The sequence below is a fragment of the Sulfurimonas sp. hsl 1-7 genome, assembly GCF_030577135.1.
In the GTDB taxonomy this organism is placed as follows: domain Bacteria; phylum Campylobacterota; class Campylobacteria; order Campylobacterales; family Sulfurimonadaceae; genus Sulfurimonas; species Sulfurimonas microaerophilus.
This window is the reverse complement of record NZ_JAUIRR010000001.1, coordinates 588,761-612,250: the sequence shown is the minus strand read 5'-3', so window position 1 is coordinate 612,250 and position 23,490 is coordinate 588,761. Positions and strand designations below refer to the sequence as shown.

Genomic DNA, 23,490 nt, shown 5'->3' with positions numbered 1-23,490 from the left:
TATAACTTCTCATATTTTAGGGATTATTGACTAAAGAGTGGATTAATGGTTATTTATATATCATATACCCAAGTAATAAAATATATGGAGATCTTACGTGGGATTTTTTAGTAATTGTGATCAAGAAAAAATAAAAGTACAACAGCTGCAAAGCGAGAATGACAGACTTAAAGAAGAGGTGAGCGAACTTAAAGCTTTACTTGCACAAAAAGAGCAGACTGCAAGTACTCTAACAGTTTCAAAAGAGGGTGATGCTCGTAACGATATTATTCAAATGCTTTTACTTTCATATAAAAGCGGTGTCGGCTTTGTTAGAAATATTTTACAATCGTCTGTAGATGCACTTGATGAAGCGGGTGAACTAAACGGAAGAACAAGCCATAGAATAGAGACTGTGCAAAAAGAGGGGAACTCGATCAATGAGTCTATTGACCAAATTGCGCAAGAGGCTGTAAACTTAGACAACGGAGCATCATCGCTTAACAACAGTGTGACATCTATCGGCGAGATAATCAATCTGATCAAAGATATCTCTGATCAAACAAATCTACTTGCATTAAACGCTGCTATTGAAGCTGCACGTGCGGGTGAACATGGACGCGGTTTTGCCGTAGTTGCAGATGAAGTTAGAAAACTTGCCGAGCGTACACAAAAAGCGACGCAAGAGGTTGAGATAAGCATTAGCCAGCTCAAACAAAATACATCTGATATCCAAGATATCTCTGAACTATTCAGAGAAAATACAAATCAGATGACGGAAACACTCTCGGCATTTTTTGAAGAGCTCGATTTTGTTATCCGTAATTCACAAAGAATTTCTGAAATAACTTCTAACATCACTCATGAGATTGGTATCGGAAACGGTAAACTTGACCATATCCTGCTGAAACTTCTAGGGTACAATGCCTTTATTAACGGAGATACCCCAACTATAGGTGATGAACATAGTTGTGTATTTGGTAAATGGTTTGATGAAAACAAAGAACAGATCAAAAATGCACCAAATGTGATCAGCAGCGTATCGACGCATCATGCAAATGTTCATAACTCGATCAAAGAAGCTATAGGTTTATGGAAAGAGAAAAACTATGATAAAGCGGTAGAGACAATGAAATCTGTTGAACATTCTAGTGAAAAAGGTTTTGAAGAGCTTTACAGTGCATTTGTAAGTACTCATCAATAAACCTTTGTGCAGGCTCTTTAAAAACTCCTGCATTATATTAAAAAAAATTATTATCAATTTTTTATATTATGTGCTATCATACATAAAACTGTTATTTAGAGATACTTGTAAAATAAGGGATCTGATATGGATAGTACGTGGATTACAAAAGATATAGATTCGTTGCCTCTCAAGCCCAATCTTCTTGATTATGAACAAGAATATGCAAAGTTTGACTGGAGCGAGCTCGCAAAAGAGTTTGATTATTTTCCCGGCGGCGGATTGAATATAGCCTATGAAGCTATAGACCGACATGCCGAAGGTAAAAACAAAGATAAAACTGCACTGATATGGCTTTCTGAAGAGGGGGAGAGGAAAACTTTCTCCTATCTCGAGATAAAAAGATCCAGCGCAAAGTTTGCAAATGTTTTAAAAACTTTAGGTATAGCAAAAGGGGAGCGGGTATTTACACTCTCAACCCGAAAAAGCGAACTCTATATCTCAGCCATAGGGATACTGAAAAATCAAAACGTCATGTGTCCACTCTTTTCCCAGTTTGGCCCTGAACCGATACTCCAGCGTTTAAGCAGCGGTGATGCCAAACTAATTTTAACTACACAAAAACTCTACAAAAAGAAACTCATCCCTATTCTAGACAAACTTCCAGAACTTCAATATATAATCCTTTTCGATGCAAACGAGCATGAGAACGAGAAGGTATTGTCATATAACAAATTGATGGAGAGCGCATCTGAGGAGTTTGTAATTGCTGATACGGATGAAGAAGATATGTCAGTTCTCCATTTTACAAGCGGTACTACCGGAATGCCAAAGGGTGTTGTTCATGTTCACAAAGCTGTATATACCCACTACATGAGCGGAAAATATGCACTTGATCTACATGAAGATGATATTTACTGGTGTACAGCCGATCCGGGCTGGGTTACAGGAACCTCTTACGGAATTATTACTCCGTGGATACACGGGGTTACAAATATTGTAGATGAGGCGGAGTTTGATGCCACAAGATGGTATAAGATACTGCAAGATGAAAAGGTGAGTATATGGTACACGGCACCCACGGCAATCAGAAGACTTATGAGAATTGATAATGAGCCTTTAAAAGAGTACAACTTATCTCACCTTCGTTTGATTTTGAGTGTAGGTGAGCCTTTAAACCCTGAAGCAGTAGTGTGGGGGAATGAAAAACTCAATTTACCCATACACGATAACTGGTGGCAGAGTGAAACAGGTGGCATTATGATTTCAAACTATGCATCTCAGACTATCCGTCCCGGTTCCATGGGAAGACCGTTGCCCGGCATTACTGCCACAATTTTGCGTCAAAACGACGACGGAAGTGTTACAGAAGTTACAGAGCCGAATGTTGAGGGGGACTTGGCATTAAAAGCGGGCTGGCCTTCTATGTTTAGAATGTATCTGCATAATCAGGAAAAATACGATAAATGTTTTAAAGACGGTTGGTATATCTCCGGTGATTTAGCCTACAAAGATGAAGACGGCTACTTCTGGTTTGTCGGACGTGCTGATGATATCATAAAAACATCGGGGCATATGGTGGGACCTTTTGAGGTTGAGAGTGCTTTAATGGAGCATGAAGCCGTTGCCGAAGCGGGAGTTATAGGTAAGCCCGATGAGATGATAGGTCAGCTTGTAAAAGCGTTTGTATCTCTAAAATCGGGTTATGAGCCTAGTGAGGACCTTAAACGGGAACTTATAGGTTTCGGACGTAAAAAGCTGGGAGCTGCAGTAGCCCCTAAAGAGATAGAGTTTCAAGAGAATCTGCCAAAAACAAGAAGCGGTAAAATTATGAGACGCTTGCTTAAAGCCAGAGAGATGGGATTACCGGAGGGCGACACTTCCACTTTGGAAGTAGAGTAGTAGAAACTTCTTTGACGAGCATATTTTAGCGCTGCTAAAATATAGCCGGAGAAGAGACAAGTTTGCACTGTGTTACTAAAAGGAATTTATATGAACCTAACTATAGAAAAAGCAAAAGAGTTTTACTCAAAAATGTTGCTGATCCGCCGTTTTGAAGAGAAGTGTGTAGAGCTTTACTCAGCACAAAAGATACGAGGTTTTTTACATCTTTATATTGGAGAAGAAGCGGTCGCTGTCGGCCTTGCAGATGCCCTTAGTGAAGATGATGCAATTCTGGCAACATACAGAGAACACGGTCATGCATTGGTGCGTGGAATAAGCGCTAAGAGTGTGATGGCTGAACTTTATGGAAAAGTGGATGGATGTTCACGTGGACGCGGTGGTTCTATGCACCTTTTTGATGCTAAAAGCAGATTTTACGGTGGGAGTGCCATAGTTGGTGGCGGTCTTCCTTTAGCTGTCGGAATGGCACTGGCTGATAAGATGCAAAATAGAAAAAGAGTTACCGTAGCTATCTTTGGTGACGGTGCAGTTGCAGAGGGTGAGTTCCATGAATCGCTTAACCTTGCCGCTTTATGGGAGTTGCCTATACTCTTTGTATGTGAGAATAACCAATATGCTATGGGGACTGCTTTGCGATATACGGAATCTCAAACAGATATCTATAAAAAAGCCGAGTCTTACAACATCCATGCAAAACAGATTGACGGGATGGATGTTGTAAAGGTCGCTAAAGCTGCTACGCGTGCGGTAGAAGATATAAAAGAGACTTCCAAACCTGTTTTTTTGGAGTGTTTAACCTACCGTTTTCGTGCCCATTCTATGTTTGATGCAGAACTTTACCGTGAGAAAGCGGAAGTAAAAGAGTGGAAAGAAAAAGGTCCTTTGGTTGTTTTTGAAGAAAGATTAAAAGATGCAGGATTATGGTCTGACCTTGATCTTAAAGCGATAGAGGCAGATATACAAAACGTTATAGATGAAGCTGTAGAGTTTGCAGAAAACTCAGAATTGGAACCGATAGAGGATTTAGAGAAGTTTGTATACTCGGAGGTGAGTAATGGCTGAGACAACGTATCGCGAGGCTGTAAGAGCTGCTATAGATGATGCTATGAGTAGTGATGAGCGAGTATTTTTAATGGGTGAAGATGTCGGACATTACGGTGGATGTTATGCTGTAAGCATGGGGCTTCTAGAGAAGTTTGGTGAGCAAAGGATTATAGATACTCCGCTTAGTGAATCTACATTTACGGGTGCGGGAATCGGTGCAGCATTAAACGGCATGCGCCCGATTGTAGAGATTATGACAGTGAACTTCAGCCTTTTAGCACTTGATCAGATAATGAATAATGCTGCAACACTTTTACATATGTCGGGTGGACAGTTCAATGTTCCTTTAGTTATACGTATGGCAACAGGTGGGGGCAAACAGCTTGGAGCTCAGCATTCACACTCGCTTGAAGGCTGGTTCGCACATATTCCCGGTTTAAAGATCTTAACTCCGGCTACCGTTCAAGATGCATACGATATGGTCGGTTTAGCACTCAAAGACCCCAACCCTGTACTTGTATTTGAAAATGCACTCCTTTATAATGATAAGGGTGAGCTTGATACAAGTGCAAAACCGCTTCCTATAGGTAAAGCAAAAATAGAAAAAGAAGGCAAAGATGTAACTATCCTTACATATGGAATAAGCCTCTTTAAGTCACTTGAAGCTGCCCAAACTTTGGCAGAAGAGGGAATTAATGCAGAGGTGATAGATTTGCGTTCACTTCGTCCATTGGATGATGAGACTATTATGGCTTCAATCGCTAAGACACACAGAGTCGTTATAGTAGATGAGGGTTGGAAGAGCGGAAGTTTATCTGCCGAGATTATGGCTCGCATTAACGAGCAGGCTTTTTATGAACTTGATGCTCCTATGGCTAGAGTATGTACGGCAGAGGTACCGCTTCCTTATGCCAAACATTTAGAGGATGCGGCGTTGCCACAGGCGGACAAAATAGTTGAAACTGTTAAAAAAATGGTAGGTGTATCATGAGTGAATTTGTAATGCCGAGTCTCGGTGCCGATATGGAGTCCGCCATTTTAATGGAGTGGCATGTAAAAGAGGGTGACAAAGTTAGCAAAGGAGATGTGATAGCCGAAGTTGAAACCTCTAAAGGTGTTATAGAGATAGAGGTTTTTGAAGACGGCATAGTTGAAAAGCTTTTGGTGGAGGAGGAGACCGAATGTAAGGTTGGCACCCCATTAGCGATAATAGCTTCAGATGCAAATGAGAGTGTAGAGGTAAAAGTAGAAGAAAAAGTAGAGGTTGAACCGCCAAAAGAGGTGATACAACAAGAGGAGCTAGAGCCTAAAAAGGAAGTGAAGTTAGAACCTCAAGAGGAACCTGTTGTAAAGGTTCAAAGCAGAGAACTGAAAATCTCACCCGCAGCTAGAAAAAGAGCTGAGGAGTTAGGTATAGACATTTCAACGATAACGCCAATAGATGGTGTTATTCAGCTTGCTCAGTTAGAGGCTTTAAATCCACAAGAGGTAAAAGTGGTTGTTAAAGAGGAAAAACCTCAAGAGAAGAAAAAGAGTGAAACCAAAGATACTAAAGAGGGTATGCGTCAAGCTATAGCAGCAGCTATGAGCAAATCAAATGCCGAGATACCACACTACTATCTTTCAACTTCTATAAATATGACTCCTGCTTTAGAGTATTTGGAAGAGTTGAATAAGCAAAGAAGTATCAAAGAGAGAATACTCCCTATTGCTATGTTGATACGTGCAGTGGCATTGGCTTTACAAGAGGTGCCCGAGTTAAACGGTTTTTGGCATGAAGAGGAACTGCACATAAGTAAAGCGATCCATCCCGGAATTGCTATAGCTCTAAGAAAAGGCGGTTTGATAACACCGGCACTTTTAAATGCAGATATTATGAACTTGAATGATACTATGGATTCGCTGAGTAATTTAATAACAAGGACTCGTGCAGGTAAACTGCGTTCGAGTGAATTGATGGCTCAGACAATTACGATTACAAACTTAGGAGATTTGGGAGTTGACAGCGTATTTGGCGTAATATACCCGCCGCAAGTTGCAGTGATTGGATTTGGTATCATAAAAGATGCTCCTTGGGCCGAAGGGGATGCACTTTGTGTAAGAAAAGTGATGCAGGCGACACTAGCTGGGGATCACCGCGCAACAGACGGCAGAGTCGGTGCAAAGTTTTTAGATAAATTAAATAATGTTTTACAAAATCCAAAGGAGTTATTATGAATAAAGAAGAGTTACAAAATATGATCGTAAAAGAGATACTTGAGATTGCACCCGATGTTGAAGAGGATGAGATAGAGTTTAATGAAAATATACAACGCTCGCTAGAGATAGATTCTTTTGATTTTTTAAAGATCTTAACTGCTATGCATGAAAAGACAGGTGTTGAAGTTCCTGAAGCTGATTATGCAAAAGTGGGTTCAGTTGAAGATATGGCGAACTATTTTATAGATAACTTATAATCTCCGACACGCTTGGATGGGCATGAATTACATCTCTTAGCTCATCTATGGTGAGTTTTTTCTCTACGGCAAATACAAGCTCATGGATGATCTCCGTAGCTTCTACACCAATAATAGCCGCACCTAAAATGGTACCGTCTGTTTTGGAGAGTATAACTTTTGCAAAGCCGGAATCGTCGCCTAAGATTTTTGCTTTTGCATTTGCTTTGAAATATACTTTTTTTACCTCTATATCAACCGCTTCATTGTATGCATCGCTCTCTTTTAAACCGCAGCTTGCCACTTGCGGATTTGTATAGACAGTAGATGGTGATATGTGTATATTTGGTTTTGAATCAGAATTTATAATGTTGTAAGCGGTGATTTTCCCCTCTTTGTAAGCTGTATGTGCAAGTCCGGGTGTGTTTATGCAATCACCCACGGCGTAGATATTACTATTTGTCGTTTGAAATGCTTCATTTATCTCTATAAAACCTTTGGAATCAAGTTGAACCTCTGCATCTTCTAAATTTAACTCGGCAGTATTGGGTATTCGCCCGCTCACGCTTAAAACAAGATCACTCTTTAGTACCTGTTCATTCTCTTGCGCTCGAACAATAAGTTCAACGCCATCATCTTTTTTTATTACACTCTCTATTACAGCAGAGTCTATTAGATTAATCCCTTCTCTTTTAAATACACGTTTAAGAGCCTTGGCAACATCTATATCCTCTTTAGAGAGTATCATCTCACCTCTGCTTAGAAGTGTTACTTTTACACCAAATGCATTGAAAAAAGATGCCGCTTCACACCCTATGGCACCGCTTCCAACTATCGTAATAGACTTTGGAAGTGCTTCGAGGGTAAAGATATCGTTGCTTGAGATGATCTGTTTGGAGTCAAACGGTAAAAGTTTTAACTCTCTTGGTTTTGAACCAGTAGCTATAATACATTTTTCAAACTCTATTGTTTTGTCATCAACTTGGATGGTTTGATGATCGACAAATGTTGCTTCCCCGTAAAGCAGTGCAACACTTGCTTGGTCAAGCATCCATACCACACCGCCTCTAATCTCATCTATAAGTGCAGTGGTCTTTGTTTGCAAGCGTCCTAGATCGAGTCCTCCGTATTGAAGATCTACACCGGAGTCTATAAAATGCTCTATTTTAGATATAAATTCGGCATTATGAAGATAGTTTTTCGTAGGGATACATCCGACATTTAAGCAGGTTCCGCCGATCTTCTTTTTTTCTTTGTCGATCAGTAATACTTTTTTACCTGCTTTTCCAAGCTCTAATGCTGCCTGATAGCCTCCCGGGCCTGCTCCGATTATTACTACTTCATATCTATCCATTTTGCTGCTCCAGATATTGATGTGCCATATAACTACTTCTTGTATACGGAGAGCTTTGTATATATCTAAACCCCATATCAAGCCCAATGATCTTAAGTGCTTCAAACTCGTTTGGTTCTACATATTCTACTATATTTTCATGTTTTTGGCTTGGTTGGAGATACTGTCCGATGCTGAAGTATTGACATCCTACATCTAAGAGGTGTTGCATCAACTCTAAAATCTCCTCGCGTTTTTCACCGAGGCCAACCATGATCCCGCTTTTTGTAGCTATTTTTGGATTGTACTCTTTTAACATTTTTAGTACATCCAGTGAGCGGTTATATGAAGCACCTTTTCGAATGTGGTAGAGTCTGGAGATCGTTTCAATGTTATGAGCAATTATGTCTGCACCGCAGTTTGCAACTTTTTTAAGAGCTTCACTGTCACCTTGTAGATCGGGGATCAGTATCTCAACGACGATGGAGTTGTCCAGTTCTTTAATTGCCTGTACGGTTTTACAAAAGTGCAGTGCTCCCCCGTCGGAGAGATCATCACGGGTGGGGCTTGTAATCACTACGTGTTTTAAGCCCATAATCTTTACTGCTTGAGCAATGTTTTGAGGCTCGTTGCTATCTAGAGGTTTTGGATGCCCCTTATCGACTGCACAAAAACTGCATCGTCGCGTGCACTCCGTACCCATAATGAAAAAAGTGGCCTGCTTTTTTGAGAAACACTCACTAATATTGGGGCACATCGCTTCTTGACATACTGTACTTATGTTATGTTCCTCTAGAAGCGATTCCAACTCTTTATTGATACTAAAATTGATCTTTTTTCTCAGCCACTCCGGCTTTCTTTTAAACGTGTACTGCATCTATATTCCAACTATAAGTGTCATATTTTCTCTTTTGCAACTCATTTATTAGGTGTAGTTCTTGCTCACTAAATCGATCCGGTATAAGTTCCGAATTAAAACTTTCTATAAACGAGTGTATCATTAGTTTTTTTAATTCATCTTTACTTGAAAATATATCAAGCTTTTCCAATGTATTTATATCTCCTAGTTTCGGATCTTCTAAAAAGAGCTTTTCAAAAAGTTTCGTATCTATAGTGAGTGGAATTGAGCCGTGTTGAAAAAGAGTGTTTTTACTGTATCTTTGCGCGTTACCGCCAATCTTTTTTCCATCTATAGTGATATCGTAAGGCTCATTGGAAGCGGTGCAAATGTTGGACTTTGAGATACTTAGATTTGCATCTTGGGCAAACTTGGCATCCAAGCCTAATTTTTTATAAAAGTTAAGCAAAAAACTGCAAAGGTATCTGTAACTCTCCTTGACACCAAGAGCGCTTACTACGCTTTGCGGTATTATTAACGAATAAGATATATCCCCTCCGTGAACTAGCACCCCGCCACCCGTTAGGCGCCGTGCATAAGAGATATTTTTAGCCTCCACCATTTTAAGATTCAGAGTATCGTTTATATTGTTAAAACGTCCAAAACTCAATGCATTTTTCCACTCGTATATTCTTAAAACAGGAGTATTACTCTCTATGGAGCTTTGTAGTAGTGCCTCATCTACGGCCATATTGTATGAAGCATTTGCTGCAGTGGTATCTAATAAACGAATTTTTTGTATAATGGTTTTCATATTACCGAGTATTATAATGCATTAAGGTGAAAAATGGAAAATTCAAGTTATGATAATTCAATCGAAGAGCAATTAAACGAAAAAATTTTTGATCAACAAGAAGCTGTACAAGCACTTACAAAAAGTCTGCTGCAATCCAGTTTGCTAAAATCGAAACAAAAGGTAAGGGCACTTTTTACCTTTATAGGACTTGCAAACAGCGGGAAGCACTATCTTGCACAAACCCTCTTACATTCAGACAAAGAACTCCAACAGATAAAAACATTCAATATGGAACAATACAGCGGCAATGTCTCTATGGGGATGGAACAGTTTTCTCTGCCCTCTATCTCTGCTGAAGTGACAGAGTTCGTCAGAGAAAATCCAAAATCTATACTCTTTTTTGAAGATATTGAAAAAGGGGATTTTCAAACACAGCTGGCTTTATACTCGCTCTTTGGCGGCAACGAAAAGAATGAAGTGGACTTTTCCAAAGTGATTGTAATTATGAGTACGACAAAACTTGGGTCTATTGTACAGAGACAGGATTTTAAAGAGCTTTTACAATCAGATCCGCTTCAAGCACATACCTATCTTATGGAAAAGCTTGCCCAAGAGTTTGTAATGGTCGGTGGTGTAAAAGAGGAGGCATTTGATAAAAAACTGCTTTCACTTTTAAATGAACATACAGTGATCCCCTTTAACCGTCTTTCTCTTTCAGCGTTAATCAAAATTGCTGCAAGGACAATACATGAGATGTCGCAACATTTTGCAAAAGATTCCAAGCTTGAGATCGAGTATTCAAACTTTGACAAGTTTGCATCTTTGTTGACACTCTCACTCTCACCCTATATAAATGCAAGACATATCATACAAAAAGTGCCGGAGCTTATCTTTACACAGGTATATGAAGCACTCAAAATTACCCCTGATCTAGAACAGATCCATTTCGATGTCTTAGATGAGGCTATGGAGTTTGTAAACAATGTGCTGAAAGAGCAGCACCTTTTCATTAAGAAGATCTCTCAGCAGCATATGCGTATCACTTTGGATTGGGAGATCACAAAAGAGGGTAAAAGTGTAACGTGTAAGATCAAAAACGCTTTTTATGCAAAAGAGAAGCTCTCTATCTTAACTCCCGATGCTTTACATGTTTCGGACATCAAGTTTACTGATGTTGCAGGACAACAAAGGGTGAAAGATGAGCTGCTAGAAGTGCTTGCTCTTTTAAAAGAGCCTCAGCGCTTAAAGCAGTTCGATATGACACCTCCAAAGGGGATGTTCTTATACGGCCCTCACGGTATGGGGAAAAAGCTTTTAGCCCGTGCTTTTGCTAATGAGAGTGATATGCCGTACATTGTTGTAAGCGGTGCGGAACTTTTTGATGCAGCTAAGATACATAAAGCATATGCACAGGCTTTTGCCGCAGCTCCTGCGATCGTGCTTTTAGAAGATATAGATACACCGGGAGTAATGGGCGGAGTGATTTCGCTGATGAGTACCACTCCTGTTGCAGAGGAACTGGATATTTTAAACGGTAGTTTTGAATCACCAGTTTTTACGATAGCAACGCTTAGCAATGTTGAAAATATCCCTGAAGAGCTTAGCAAAGCGGGACGTTTAGACATACGCATAGAGGTACCGAAACTCGATATGGAAGCAAGACGCTTTTTCATTGAAGAGGTGCTCAAAAAACCGCATGACAAAAAGATAGATGTAGAGAAAGTTGTTCGCTACATATCCGGTCTTAGCGGAAACGAACTCCAGCGTATAGGGCAAGAAGCTGCCTTGCAGGCTGCGCGAAAAGGGCTTAAAGAACTCACGGAAGAGATCCTTTTAGAGCAAATTAATATTATAAAATATGGAACTAAATTAGAGAACAAACAGATACGAGATATTGAGAAGTCTATGGCAAAAACAGCGTACCATGAAGCGGGGCACGCAGTGCTCTCTTACTTCTTACTGCCGGATATAAAAATAGAGCAGGTGACGGTTGCACCAAGAAGCGAGACCTTGGGATTTGTCTCTTACCATAATGACGACTATGTCGATGCAACCTCAAAAGAAGAACTTTTTAATGATGTATGTGTGCTTTTAGCTGGGCGTATAGCGAAAATGGAAAAGTTTGGTGAAGAGGGGATGGAAACCGGAGCTATTAATGATCTAGAAGTTGCCAGCATGCAGGTGTATGCTGCCGTTGCTCTTTTTGGGATGGATGATGAGATCGGCTACCTCAATGTAAGCGGTGTTGAATCAGTCTATGATAGAAAACTTTTCTCAAGACGGATAGAAGAGCGTATGATAGCCTGGATCGAAGAAGCGAAACATAAAACCCAAAGAGAGGTAAAACGCTTATGGCCTGCCATTGAAGCGGTTGCAAAAAAACTCATTAAAAAAGAGGTGATCGACGGTGAGGAACTCAAAAAAATCATTAACAGAGCTATGAAAACAAAATAGAGCATGATGCAAAAAATGTTTATCAAACATAATCAGTCGTCAAAAGAAGAGGCAGAGGGGTTAACACTTCTGCAAAATGCACTGCAAGAGAACTCCTATATCTCAGTACCTGATTTTAACTTGGTGAATGAGAATGAACTCCACATAGAGTATATAAAGGAGGTGCAGCCAACTAAAGAACACTTTACAGCTCTTGGCAAAGGTCTTGCACTGCTGCATCAGAAGAGTTATGAATATTACGGTTATGAGAAAGATAATTACATTGGCCTTAACCCCCAAAAAAATACAGTTTCAAAAGATTGGGGAAGTTTTTTTGTGGAGTACAGGCTTGAGTACCAAATCTCACTTATTAAAAACTACGAGCTTCAAAAGAGTTTTTCAGAACTGCTACAAAGCAATAAAAACGAACTGCAAGATTTTCTAAATTTTCATACAAAACATCCAAGCCTTGTTCACGGAGATCTATGGAGTGGAAACGTACTTTATGGTAAAGATACTGTATGGCTGATTGATCCTGCTACTTATTTCGGTGACAGGGAAGTGGACATCGCTATGAGTGAGATGTTTGGAGGATTTTCTTCAGCTTTTTATGAAAGCTATGAGAAAGCCTATCCAAAGAGCAAAGCATATAATACAAAGAAAATTATCTATAACCTATACCACTATCTAAATCACTACAATCTCTTTGGCTCTGGATACCTAAGAGGATGTGAGGATGGTTTTNTTCTAAATTTTCATACAAAACATCCAAGCCTTGTTCACGGAGATCTATGGAGTGGAAACGTACTTTATGGTAAAGATACTGTATGGCTGATTGATCCTGCTACTTATTTCGGTGACAGGGAAGTGGACATCGCTATGAGTGAGATGTTTGGAGGATTTTCTTCAGCTTTTTATGAAAGCTATGAGAAAGCCTATCCAAAGAGCAAAGCATATAATACAAAGAAAATTATCTATAACCTATACCACTATCTAAATCACTACAATCTCTTTGGCTCTGGATACCTAAGAGGATGTGAGGATGGTGGGGAGGTGATTGGAAAAATTTAAAACTACTACTTATATATAGCTTGAATAGTATCGAAAAAGTAAAATTGATTAAATATTAATCATATTATTGCCTTATAGGTTTCCAATATCATATATAATACTTGGCATAGAACATGACTTGAGATATAAGGATATAATGCCTTATATCCTTATAAACTAATAGATTACTAGGGTTCCGGCAAATTTTTTGCGACTGGACCGAGAGTTATCGACCTTATTAAAAGGTTACACGGAGGGATAAAAGCCCGGGAGACTTCAAATCTCTTGCCGTGTTTTAAAATTTTAATAAGTCGAGGATACAGTATGAAATTAGGTAAAATAAGTTTAGCTGCAGCAGCACTCTTAAGTGCAAATCTATACGCAATTGACAATCTAGATGTAAGTGGAAGCGCAAGTCTTTTTTACGGTTCCGATGCAATAACTTATAAAGATTCTGCTAATCAAAAGATGTTTAACAACGAATCTAGTTATGCTGATTTAGGTATAAACGTTGGTGCAACTGTAGATCTAACAAAAGGAGTGACTGCAGGTGCAGCATTTCAAGGTGTTACTACACTTGGTGGATTAAACAATGTATGGTCTGGTGCTCACCCGACAACAGGTTCGCAAGTAGACCCAGTAGGATTCTTTTCTGAAGCATGGATCGCTGCTACATATGGAAAAACTACAGCAAAAGTTGGACGTCAAGAACTGAATACTCCACTTGTATTTACTTCAACATGGAATATCACTACAAATACTTTTGAAGCAGCAGTAGTAACGAATGAAGATATCCCTAATACTACTTTAATGGGTGCTTGGATAGGTACATCAAACGGTTATGGTGATGATGTTAATCAGGCTGATAACATTGGTAACGTTACTTCAGTAAATGGAAAGTTCAATACTTTCGGTGAAGATAATGCTTATGTAGTTGGTGTTACAAATAACTCTTATGCTCCATTAACTGCACAGGCATGGTACTATGATATAAGAAAAGTAGCTAAGGCTTATTGGTTACAAGCTGACCTAGATATGGACGGTGTACTTGCGGGTGCACAGTATGTAAATGTTAATTCTGATACAGACGGTGATGCAACTGATTCTGCATACGGTTTAATGTTAGGTTATTCAATGAAAGATGTAGGTACTGTAAAAGTTGCATATTCATCTGTAGATGATGAGGGAACTTTTGGTGTAGCTAACTATGCAACACGTGATCAAGGTGCAGGTGCAGGTTCGTCACTTTATACTGAGATGTGGTGGTGGTTTGGAACTGTTAGTCAAGCGGGTGCAGACACTATAGCACTTTCAGCAGAAACAACTGTTTCAGATATCGATCTTTTCTTAGGATATTATAGTTGTGATATCAAACCTACAGGTAGTGTAGCCGGAGATAATAACAGTGTAGACGAGATAGCATTTACTGCTAGTAAATCTTTTGGTCCTGTAGATTCGACTGTAGCTCTTGTGCATGATAGATTCGGATATAAAGGTGGAACTTCTACTGGCGACATGGAAGACTATACGACATTCCAAGTTTATTTAACTTACAATTTCTAATCAAATTTCAATTTATATGCTTTCTTTGATATGAGAAAGCTACTCCTTTTTTAAACAAATTTCAATTTATAAGCCCTCTATATTAAGAGAGGGCTTTCCTTATTTCAAAAATCATCAAAAACAAAATTTTAATAGTTTTTACAGACTGATTAAAAATTAATCATAATGTTGTTATGCAGATGATTTGTTTCTGGTACAATTATCTCTAGAAAACATGACATGAGGTTGTAAAACCTTAATGTAAATAACAGATGACTAGGGTTCCGGCAAATTATTTTGTGACTGGTCCGAGAGTTATCGGCTTCTCGAATAATAGAAGTTACACGGAGGGATAAAAGCCCGGGAGGTTTAACACCTCTTGCCGTGTTTAATTTAAAATTTATTCAGGAGTCTCTAATGAAGCCTTTCTTTAAATCTACATCAAAACTATTAGTTGCCGCAACACTTGTAATGGGTTTAGGTACATCATCGCTTATGGCAGAAGTAAAAAACAAGTTTACAGTTTCTTGGACTATTTATGTTGGTTGGATGCCATGGGATTATGCTCAGCAAAAAGGCATAGTTGACAAATGGGCTAAAAAATACGGTATAGAAATTGATCTTGTTCAAGTAAACGATTATATTGAATCGATCAATCAATACACTAACGGAAAATTTGACGGTTGTCTTATGACAAATATGGATGCTTTAACTATTCCTGCTGCAGGTGGAGTTGATTCTACAGCAGTAATTATGGGTGACTTCTCAAACGGAAATGACGGAATCATCTTAAAAGGTAAAAAGAGTTTAGCTGAGATCAAAGGTCAAAATGTAAACCTTGTTGAACTTTCTGTTTCTCATTATCTTTTAGCACGTGGTTTAGAGAGTGTTGGTATGAGTGAGCGTGATGTTAAAGTTGTAAATACGTCTGATGCAGATATGGTTGCAGCTTATTCATCTTCAGATGTAACATCATTAGTTACATGGAATCCTCAATTAAGTGAAATTATGTCAATGAAAGATGCAAACCTTGTATTTGATTCAAGCAAAATTCCGGGTGAAATTATTGATATGTTAGTAGTAAACACTGAGACACTAAATGATAATCCAAAACTTGCTAAAGCTTTAACAGGTGCATGGTTTGAAGTGATGGCATTAATGAAAAAAGGCGATACTAAAGCTTTAACTTTCATGGCTGAAGCATCAGGTACAGATTTAGCAGGATATAAAAGTCAATTAAACTCTACAAAAATGTTCTACGATGCGAGTGAAGCTGTAGAGTTTGCAGATAGTGATGCATTACCAAAAACAATGAAAAAAGTGAGTGAATTCTCATATGATCATGGTCTTCTTGGAGAAGGTGCACCAAATGCAGAGTTTATAGGTGTTGAATTTCCAAACGGTAAAACGTTCGGTGATCCAAGCAACATTAAATTACGTTTTATAGATACATATGTAAAAATGGCTGCTGAAGGGAAACTGTAAGGAATTCTTATGAAACGATTTATGAACCTTAAGCCGTCAAAAGCAACGGCACTACTTTTAGGATTATTGCCGTTTTTAATTGCGGGACTGTTCTACATCGTGGCATCGGATCTGCGTTTAGCAGAGAACCCAAATGATAAGCTTTTGCCTTCAATGGCAAGCTTTTCAGAAGCTATTGATAGAATGGCTTTTACACCGAGCAAGCGTACAGGTGAGATTCTATTTTTAGAAGATACTTCTGCTTCGCTGCAACGTCTTGGACTCGGAATCCTCATAAGTGCTGTCTTGGCAATTCTTATCGGTATTCCTTTAGGATTTATTCCTTTTATAAGAGCAGGGTTCTCACCGTTTGTAGCAGCTTTTTCGATGGTGCCGCCAATGGCGATACTACCGATTTTGTTCATTATCTTTGGTATGGATGAGATATCGAAAGTTGCTTTAATCGTAATCGGTGTGACACCGCTTATTGTACGTGATTTACAACAGCGCGTATCTGAAATACCGGCTGAACAGCTTATTAAAGCTCAGACTTTAGGCGGTTCATCTTGGAGCATTGTTATCCGTGTGATATTACCGCAGATCTTTCCAAGACTGCTTGACTCTGTACGTTTAACACTGGGTACGGCATGGATTTTCCTTATCTCTGCAGAAGCGATTTCTGCAACTGAGGGGCTTGGATATCGTATCTTTTTGGTACGCCGTTATATGTCAATGGATGTTATTTTGCCGTATGTTGCATGGATAACTTTTCTAGCATTTTTATTTGATTATCTTTTAAAGAAGTTTACTTATAAGCTTTTCCCTTGGTACAAAGCTGGAAAGGATAACTCATGAGTTTAATTACCATCAAAAATCTTTGGAAAGAGTATGGTGACAACGTTGTTCTTGAGAAGATTAATTTAAATATAAAAGAGGGTGAGTTTTGTACCCTTGTAGGACCTTCTGGTTGTGGTAAGACAACTTTTTTAAAGATGCTTTTAGGAGAGGAGACACCGACCAAAGGAACTTTTTTACTTGACGGCAAGCCTTTTCCGGATGAGCCGAGTATAGAAAGAGGAATCGTGTTTCAACGCTATTCTGTTTTTGAGCATTTAAGTGTGCTTGGAAACGTACTGCTTTCATTAGAGTTAAAAGAATCCAAACTGTTTGGAAGACTTTTTGGAAAAAAACGTAAAGAAGCAAAAAAAATAGCAATGGAGATGCTCGAAGCTGTAGGTCTTGGAGATGCAGCTTATAAATATCCGAGTGAACTCTCAGGGGGTATGCAGCAACGTCTTTCAATTGCACAGTCTTTGGTCGTAAAGCCGAAGATACTGCTGCTGGATGAGCCTTTTGGAGCACTTGACCCGGGAATTCGTGCAGATATGCACACACTTATTCTCGATCTTTGGAGAAAAAATAACTTGACTGTAGTTATGGTAACGCATGACTTACATGAAAGTTTTTATCTTGGAAGCCGTTTGTTGGTTTTTGACAAGGTTCGTTACGATGAACAAGCACCTAACGCATATGGTGCCTGCATCACCTACGATATACCTTTAGGTAGTGAGCAAGAGACTCTAAAAGAAGATAAATCAATATAGAAAAGGAAATTAACAACTATGATAACTGAACATAAAAATTTAAAATCGGAAACTATTGTTTTGGATGAAGTTCTTCCAGGCGGAGGAAAATGGTCAAAGATCATTAAACGTGGTCAAAAAATACGTATAAGTACGGAAGATGGGTTAGGCTCTCTTTCTGCACTTTTTTACAATGCAGACAATACGGCTGAGCGTTTTAACTCTGCCGATACTGTAAAGATTCAGTACAACGCTTTTTTCGAAAAAGGGAAAGTGCTTTATTCGGAACTGGGACATATTCTGTTTTCAATTACCGAAGATACTACAGGGGGACTTATGGATGCGATCGCAGGGATGAGTAATCCTCGTATCGTTGAAAAGAACTTTGGAAATGGAACATTTGGAGAGATCCGTAACCGTTACTATAAAAGTGACAGAGAAAACTTTCTTGTAGAGCTCGGAAAATACGGTATGGGTAAACGTGACGTTATCCCTTGTATGAATTTTTTTAGAAAAGTGGATGTAAAAGAGGGAAGCAAGCTTGTTCTTTCACAAAAGCATCCAAAACCGGGAAGCTACATAGAGCTTCGTGCAGAGATGAACGTTCTTTTAGTACTTTCAAACACTCCGCACGTAATGGAATCAGGCGAGTACAATCCAAGTCCTGTGCAGCTTACAATCTATAATGCAGAACCTATGACGGCAGATGATTTTTGTATGCATTATACACCGCAAGCTAAACGCGGTTTTGAAAATAACGCAAGATATTTTGCATAAGGAGAAGAAGATGGCAAAAGATATTTCAAAAGCAATTTATAATGAAAAAATAGCGGCAGGTGTGCCTTGGTCTTATGTTGTGAAAAAAGGTCAGACGCTTCGTATTGTCGATCTTGAAGGGTGTCAGGCTGTAGATACGCTTTTTTATAATGCAAACGATCATGAAGAGCGTTACTCTGCTACCGATACGGTAAGAGAACAAGGGAGTATCTTTGTTACAACAGGGACTAAACTTATCTCAAGTGACGATAACGTTATGATGGAGATCACTGAAGACACGTGTGGAAATCACGATACTTTAGGCGGTCATTGTAGTGCTGAGAGTAATACGGTACGTTTCGGTCATGACAAAAAGTATATGCACAGTTGTAGAGACAACTATCTTTACGAGATAGGTGAGTTGGAGATGGATCCGCGTGATCTTACAAACAACATCAACTTCTTTATGAACGTGCCTGTTGAAGAAAACGGTCACTTGGCAATTGTTGACGGTATTTCAAAACCGGGTGATTATGTAGAGATGAAAGCGGAGATGGATACATTGGTACTGGTTTCAAACTGTCCTCAGTTAAACAATCCATGTAATGCCTATAATCCGACACCTATTCAGATGATTGTTTGGGACGACTAGGTTTTAAAGAATAAGCTATGACACAAGTAAAAAAGTTTTGGCCGATACTCACAGGTACTCATCGTTACGAGAAAACACTCTCTACTCGCGGACACGGTCAAGGTGTAATCATTGATGCACCGATATTGGCATATCTGATAGAGACATCAAATGGGCGTATTCTTTACGACATAGGATGCGATTACAATAAGATCGTAGACGAGCAAAAACGCAAAAAGTTTTATGAACATGAAGGGTTTCCGTTTGGACCGCCACAGATGACTGAAGAACAGCGTCTGCCAAACAGACTCTCTGAGCTTGGTCTTGCTAAAGAGGATGTAGATGTAGTATTTTGCGGACATTTACATTTTGACCATGCAGGTGGAGTTTGTGAGATGTGTCATGCAGAGGTGCATGTGCATAAAAAAGAACTAGAAGCTGCGAGAGCTTTAGCTGATGAAGCATATTTTGCAGAAGATTTGGACTGTCCGATTAACTGGAGAGTTTACGATAAAGAGTATGACCTTATTGAAGGTGTCCGTGCGATAGAGACACCGGGACATACGGCAGGGCATATGTCGATGCTTATAGAGTTGCCAAAAGGAAAACCTATTTTGCTTGCAGGCGATGCGGCAGATTTAAGTGAGAATCTAGAATATGAGATAGCTCCAGGACTCTGCTGGCAGGATAATGAGGCGATGGCGATAGAGAGCATCCGAAAACTTAAAGATCTTTCATATCGAACGGGTGCAGAGATTTGGCCCAATCATGATATGAAATATTTTGAGTCTAAAAACTGTTTTCCAAAGTTTTTATCATAAGGTCTGAGAAAACCAACTTTCTCCTTCTTACAAGACGGCTTGTAAGATGTACATAATCGGGACGGCCCGCAAATATAATTCTAAGGACATATAATGTTTACAAAAGTATTAATTGCAAATCGTGGAGAGATAGCTTGTCGTGTTATACGCACTCTTTCAAAAATGGGGATCAAGTCGGTTGTTGTTTATACGGCGGCAGATGCAGATTCACTCCATGTAAGTTTAGCTGACGAGGCGTATTTTATCGGTCAGGGTATTGCAAGCGAGAGCTATTTAGATACTAATAAAATTCTTGAAATTGCTAAGTCAAGCGGTGCAGAAGCAATTCATCCCGGATATGGATTTTTAAGTGAAAATGCAGCGTTTGCACAGGAGTGTGAAGCAGCAGGAATTAGTTTTATCGGACCGCGTACAGAGCATATGGAAAAGTTCGGTCTAAAGCATACTGCCCGTGCACTTGCTGAAGAAAATAACGTTCCTCTTCTTCCAGGTTCTTCTATCCTTGCAGACCTTGAAGAAGCGAAAAAAGAAGCAAAGCGTATCGTGTATCCTGTAATGTTAAAAAGTACTGCAGGCGGCGGCGGTATCGGTATGCAGCTATGTTATGATGAAGAGGAGTTATGCGGTGCATACGAATCGGTGAAACGTCTGAGTGAAAACAATTTCTCTGACGGTGGGATGTTCTTAGAAAAATATGTAGCTTCAGCTCGTCATATCGAAGTTCAGGTATTTGGAGACGGAAAAGGTTTTGTAGCAGCTCTTGGTGACAGGGACTGTTCTGTACAGCGTCGTAATCAAAAAGTGATCGAAGAGACTCCTGCACCAGGCTTATCTGATGAGACAAGAGAATCACTTTATAAAGCAGCCGTAGATTTAACATCATCTGTTAATTACCTTTCTGCGGGAACGGTTGAATTTGTTTACGATACGACAACGGATGAGTTTTATTTTCTTGAGGTAAATACACGTCTGCAGGTTGAGCACGGTATTACAGAAGAGGTAACGGGAGTTGACCTTGTAGAGTGGATGATTATTCAGGCATATGGTGAGAATCCTGCATTATATGAGTATAAACATGCACCTAAGGGACACTCTATTCAGGTACGTGTATATGCAGAAGATCCGTTTAAAAACTTCCAGCCGAGTTCTGGAGTACTGACAAACGTAAAGTTTGCAGAGGGGATTAGATGTGATACATTTATCGAAACAGGTTTAAATGTATCTGCGTTTTACGATCCTATGATCGCAAAACTAATTATCAAAGCACAAGACCGCGCGGAAGCACTTGTAAAAATAGCTAATGCAATCGATAATACTGAAGTAGACGGGATTGAAACAAACCTTCGTTATCTAGGGGCAATCGTAAAATCGGAAGTGTTTAAAAATGCAAAACAGACAACAAAATATCTAAACAGTTTCGAGTTTAGCACAACTAGTATAGATGTTCTTCGTCCGGGTACGCAGACAACTGTACAGGATTTCCCTGGACGTACAGGTTTTTGGGATATCGGTGTACCGCCTTCAGGTCCGTTTGATAACTTTAGTTTCCGTTATGCAAACAGAATTGTCGGAAATGATGAAGCAGCAGCTGGACTTGAGATCGCTATTGCAGGTCCTACTCTTCGTTTTAATGCAGATAGCGTTATTGCCTTATGTGGTGCGCAGATCGATGCTTACCTAGATGGTGAAGCAATCGAGATGAATGAAGCTGTAAACATTAAAGCAGGCAGTACATTAAAACTGAAAAAAGTAGAAGTACAAGGTTTTAGAACATACTTGGCTGTACGCGGTGGTTTTGACGTACCTGAGTATCTTGGAAGCCGCTCAACGTTTACACTTGGACAATTTGGCGGTCATGCAGGACGTACGCTGATTTCTGGTGATGTTCTTCATATCGGTAGTCTTACAAAAGGGGAAGCAGTAGAGAAGGCTGTAATCCCACATCAAAACTTTACAAACAGTTGGGAGATAGGTGTACTTTACGGACCTCACGGAGCTCCTGACTTTTTTACAGACAACGACATCAAAACTTTCTTTGAGACGGAATGGGAGATCCATTACAACTCAAACAGAACGGGTATCCGTTTAATCGGACCAAAACCTGAGTGGGCGAGAACTTCAGGGGGTGAAGCAGGACTTCACCCATCAAACATTCATGACAATGCTTATGCGATAGGTGCTGTAGATTTTACGGGAGATATGCCTGTAATTCTTGGACCTGACGGACCTAGTTTAGGTGGTTTTGTATGTCCTGTAACTATCATTAATGCAGAGTTATGGAAAATGGGTCAGCTTCGTGCGGGTGACAGAGTAAAATTTGTTCCTGTAGAACATGAGACTGCTGCTGAGATGATCAAAGCTCAGGATGATGCAATTGCAGAGCTGAAAACTTATGATGAAACAGGTTTTCTTACACCAAAACCGATTGGTTCACCAATCCTGTACAGTGATGATGGGGAGAAAGAGCTTCCGGCTATCGTTGTACGTCAATCAGGTGACAGTAACCTATTAGTTGAGTATGGGGAGATGGAGCTAGACATTAGTTTACGTTTCCGCGTACATGTACTTATGGAGGCATTAAAAGAGGCAAATATCGAAGGCGTTACAGATATTACACCGGGTATCCGCTCTTTACAGATCCATTTTGAACCGAGAGTGTGTGATCGCAGTGAACTTATTGAGAGACTAAAAGAGATCGAGTTGACACTTCCTTCTATTGATGATATCGAAGTGCCTGCTCGTATTGTCCATCTTCCGTTATCTTGGGATGATGAGTCTACTCGTATAGCGATTGATAAATATATGAGAACTGTACGTCCGGATGCACCATGGTGTCCAAGTAACATTGAGTTTATCAGACGTATTAACGGTTTAGAGAGCATAGATGAAGTTAAAAAGATCGTATTTGATGCGAACTATTTAGTTATGGGATTAGGGGATGTTTATCTTGGTGCACCTGTTGCAACACCGCTTGATCCAAGACACCGTCTTGTAACGACAAAATACAATCCAGCCCGTACATGGACACCTGAAAATGCCGTTGGTATCGGTGGAGCGTATATGTGTGTGTACGGTATGGAAGGTCCCGGCGGTTATCAGTTTGTAGGGCGTACTGTACAGATGTGGAATAGATACCGTCAGACACAAGATTTTACAGGGGGTAAACCTTGGCTGTTACGTTTCTTTGATCAGATCAAGTTCTATGAAGTAAGTGCAGATGAGTTGCATCAGATGCGTGAAGATTTCCCAAGAGGACGTTTTAACCTCAAAATTGAAGAGACAACGTTCAGCCTTAAAAAGTACAAAGAGTTCTTAGAAGAAAACGATGACTCGATCCAAACATTTAAAACGACACAGCAGGATGCTTTTGAAGAGGAGCGTCAGATGTGGGAACGTACAGGTCTGGCTAATTTTACAACTGAGAGTGCAGATGTTGAGAAGCAGACTATGGAGCATATTGAGATCGCAGAAAATGCTGAAGCGGTTGAATCTCCTATTCAGGGAAGTTTGTGGAAAGTGATGTGTAAACTCGGTGATGTGGTAGAGGAGGGTGAAGTGCTCGCTATTGCAGAATCGATGAAGATGGAAGTCGATATTGAAGCGCCTGAACACGGAAAAATTACACAGGTTCTTTGCCATGAAGGTGAAAATATCAAAGCAGGAAAAATGCTTTTTGTGATTGAACCGCTTTAGGAAA

General features: G+C 39.7%; 19 protein-coding genes, 1 pseudogene and 2 riboswitches. Of the genes and pseudogenes, 17 read left to right on the top strand and 3 right to left on the bottom strand.

The genetic code is table 11. The annotated features are described in order from the left end of the window. Positions 1-520: 520 nt before the first annotated feature. The 7 genes and pseudogenes from QWY88_RS11650 to QWY88_RS02910 form a co-directional block, all read left to right on the top strand. Positions 521-781: pseudogene (locus QWY88_RS11650) on the top strand (methyl-accepting chemotaxis protein); the annotation flags it as partial. Positions 782-796: 15 nt separating this feature from the next. After that, positions 797-1,183 (top strand): CZB domain-containing protein, encoded by a 387-nt coding sequence (locus tag QWY88_RS11645; RefSeq protein WP_369811210.1) that lies wholly within the window; start codon positions 797-799, stop codon positions 1,181-1,183. Between the two features lie 126 nt (positions 1,184-1,309). After that, positions 1,310-3,064 (top strand): acetate--CoA ligase, encoded by a 1,755-nt coding sequence (gene acsA, locus QWY88_RS02930; RefSeq protein WP_304543881.1) that lies wholly within the window; start codon positions 1,310-1,312, stop codon positions 3,062-3,064. 90 nt (positions 3,065-3,154) lie between these two features. Continuing rightward, entirely contained in the window at positions 3,155-4,129 is a 975-nt protein-coding gene (gene pdhA / locus QWY88_RS02925; RefSeq protein ID WP_304543879.1) for a pyruvate dehydrogenase (acetyl-transferring) E1 component subunit alpha, read from the top strand. Beyond that, positions 4,122-5,102 carry an alpha-ketoacid dehydrogenase subunit beta gene (locus tag QWY88_RS02920; protein ID WP_304543877.1) on the top strand — a complete coding sequence of 327 codons (981 nt, stop codon included), beginning with the start codon at positions 4,122-4,124 and terminating at the stop codon, positions 5,100-5,102. Before pdhA ends, QWY88_RS02920 begins: the two co-directional genes overlap by 8 nt. After that, a complete protein-coding gene (locus tag QWY88_RS02915) occupies positions 5,099-6,328 on the top strand; it encodes a dihydrolipoamide acetyltransferase family protein (protein ID WP_304543875.1) in 1,230 nt (409 codons plus the stop codon). The genes QWY88_RS02920 and QWY88_RS02915 overlap by 4 nt, the downstream gene beginning before the upstream one ends. Further along, positions 6,325-6,567 (top strand): acyl carrier protein, encoded by a 243-nt coding sequence (locus QWY88_RS02910; RefSeq protein ID WP_304543873.1) that lies wholly within the window; start codon positions 6,325-6,327, stop codon positions 6,565-6,567. Before QWY88_RS02915 ends, QWY88_RS02910 begins: the two co-directional genes overlap by 4 nt. Here QWY88_RS02910 and lpdA read toward each other — a convergent pair. The 3 genes from lpdA to QWY88_RS02895 are packed head-to-tail and all read right to left on the bottom strand — an operon-like array spanning position 6,551 to position 9,531. Further along, positions 6,551-7,900 (bottom strand): dihydrolipoyl dehydrogenase, encoded by a 1,350-nt coding sequence (lpdA, locus tag QWY88_RS02905; RefSeq protein WP_304543870.1) that lies wholly within the window; start codon positions 7,898-7,900, stop codon positions 6,551-6,553. The two genes, QWY88_RS02910 and lpdA, sit on opposite strands and share 17 nt — an antisense overlap. Next, on the bottom strand, positions 7,893-8,756 hold the full coding sequence (lipA, locus tag QWY88_RS02900; protein ID WP_304543868.1) for a lipoyl synthase: 864 nt from the start codon (positions 8,754-8,756) through the stop codon (positions 7,893-7,895). The genes lpdA and lipA overlap by 8 nt, the downstream gene beginning before the upstream one ends. After that, positions 8,740-9,531: a lipoate--protein ligase family protein gene (locus QWY88_RS02895; protein WP_304543866.1), complete on the bottom strand. Its 792-nt coding sequence runs from the start codon at positions 9,529-9,531 to the stop codon at positions 8,740-8,742. Before QWY88_RS02895 ends, lipA begins: the two co-directional genes overlap by 17 nt. 33 nt (positions 9,532-9,564) lie before the next feature. Here QWY88_RS02895 and QWY88_RS02890 point away from each other — a divergent pair, with 33 nt between their 5' ends. From QWY88_RS02890 to uca, 10 genes are all read left to right on the top strand, one after another. Further along, on the top strand, positions 9,565-11,967 hold the full coding sequence (locus QWY88_RS02890; protein WP_304543864.1) for an AAA family ATPase: 2,403 nt from the start codon (positions 9,565-9,567) through the stop codon (positions 11,965-11,967). A 3-nt stretch (positions 11,968-11,970) separates the two neighbouring features. After that, entirely contained in the window at positions 11,971-13,017 is a 1,047-nt protein-coding gene (locus QWY88_RS02885; protein WP_425474711.1) for a fructosamine kinase family protein, read from the top strand. Between the two features lie 156 nt (positions 13,018-13,173). Then, positions 13,174-13,271: riboswitch (guanidine-I (ykkC/yxkD leader) on the top strand. A gap of 49 nt (positions 13,272-13,320) precedes the next feature. Beyond that, entirely contained in the window at positions 13,321-14,559 is a 1,239-nt protein-coding gene (locus tag QWY88_RS02880; protein ID WP_304543861.1) for an OprD family outer membrane porin, read from the top strand. Between the two features lie 244 nt (positions 14,560-14,803). Beyond that, a riboswitch (guanidine-I (ykkC/yxkD leader) is annotated at positions 14,804-14,907 on the top strand. A 48-nt stretch (positions 14,908-14,955) separates the two neighbouring features. Then, positions 14,956-16,023: a putative urea ABC transporter substrate-binding protein gene (locus tag QWY88_RS02875; RefSeq protein WP_304543859.1), complete on the top strand. Its 1,068-nt coding sequence runs from the start codon at positions 14,956-14,958 to the stop codon at positions 16,021-16,023. Positions 16,024-16,032: 9 nt separating this feature from the next. Continuing rightward, positions 16,033-16,857, top strand: coding sequence for an ABC transporter permease (locus QWY88_RS02870; protein ID WP_304543857.1), 825 nt, complete (start codon positions 16,033-16,035; stop codon positions 16,855-16,857). Beyond that, positions 16,854-17,606 (top strand): ABC transporter ATP-binding protein, encoded by a 753-nt coding sequence (locus QWY88_RS02865; RefSeq protein WP_304543855.1) that lies wholly within the window; start codon positions 16,854-16,856, stop codon positions 17,604-17,606. Before QWY88_RS02870 ends, QWY88_RS02865 begins: the two co-directional genes overlap by 4 nt. A gap of 18 nt (positions 17,607-17,624) precedes the next feature. Continuing rightward, positions 17,625-18,362 carry an urea amidolyase associated protein UAAP1 gene (locus QWY88_RS02860; RefSeq protein WP_304543853.1) on the top strand — a complete coding sequence of 246 codons (738 nt, stop codon included), beginning with the start codon at positions 17,625-17,627 and terminating at the stop codon, positions 18,360-18,362. A 10-nt stretch (positions 18,363-18,372) separates the two neighbouring features. Further along, entirely contained in the window at positions 18,373-18,993 is a 621-nt protein-coding gene (locus QWY88_RS02855) for an urea amidolyase associated protein UAAP2 (protein ID WP_304543851.1), read from the top strand. A gap of 17 nt (positions 18,994-19,010) precedes the next feature. Continuing rightward, complete coding sequence (locus QWY88_RS02850; RefSeq protein ID WP_304543849.1) at positions 19,011-19,793, top strand: N-acyl homoserine lactonase family protein; 783 nt, start codon at positions 19,011-19,013, stop codon at positions 19,791-19,793. Positions 19,794-19,886: 93 nt separating this feature from the next. Next, complete coding sequence (gene uca / locus QWY88_RS02845; protein ID WP_304543847.1) at positions 19,887-23,486, top strand: urea carboxylase; 3,600 nt, start codon at positions 19,887-19,889, stop codon at positions 23,484-23,486. The last annotated feature ends 4 nt before the right edge of the window (positions 23,487-23,490 follow it).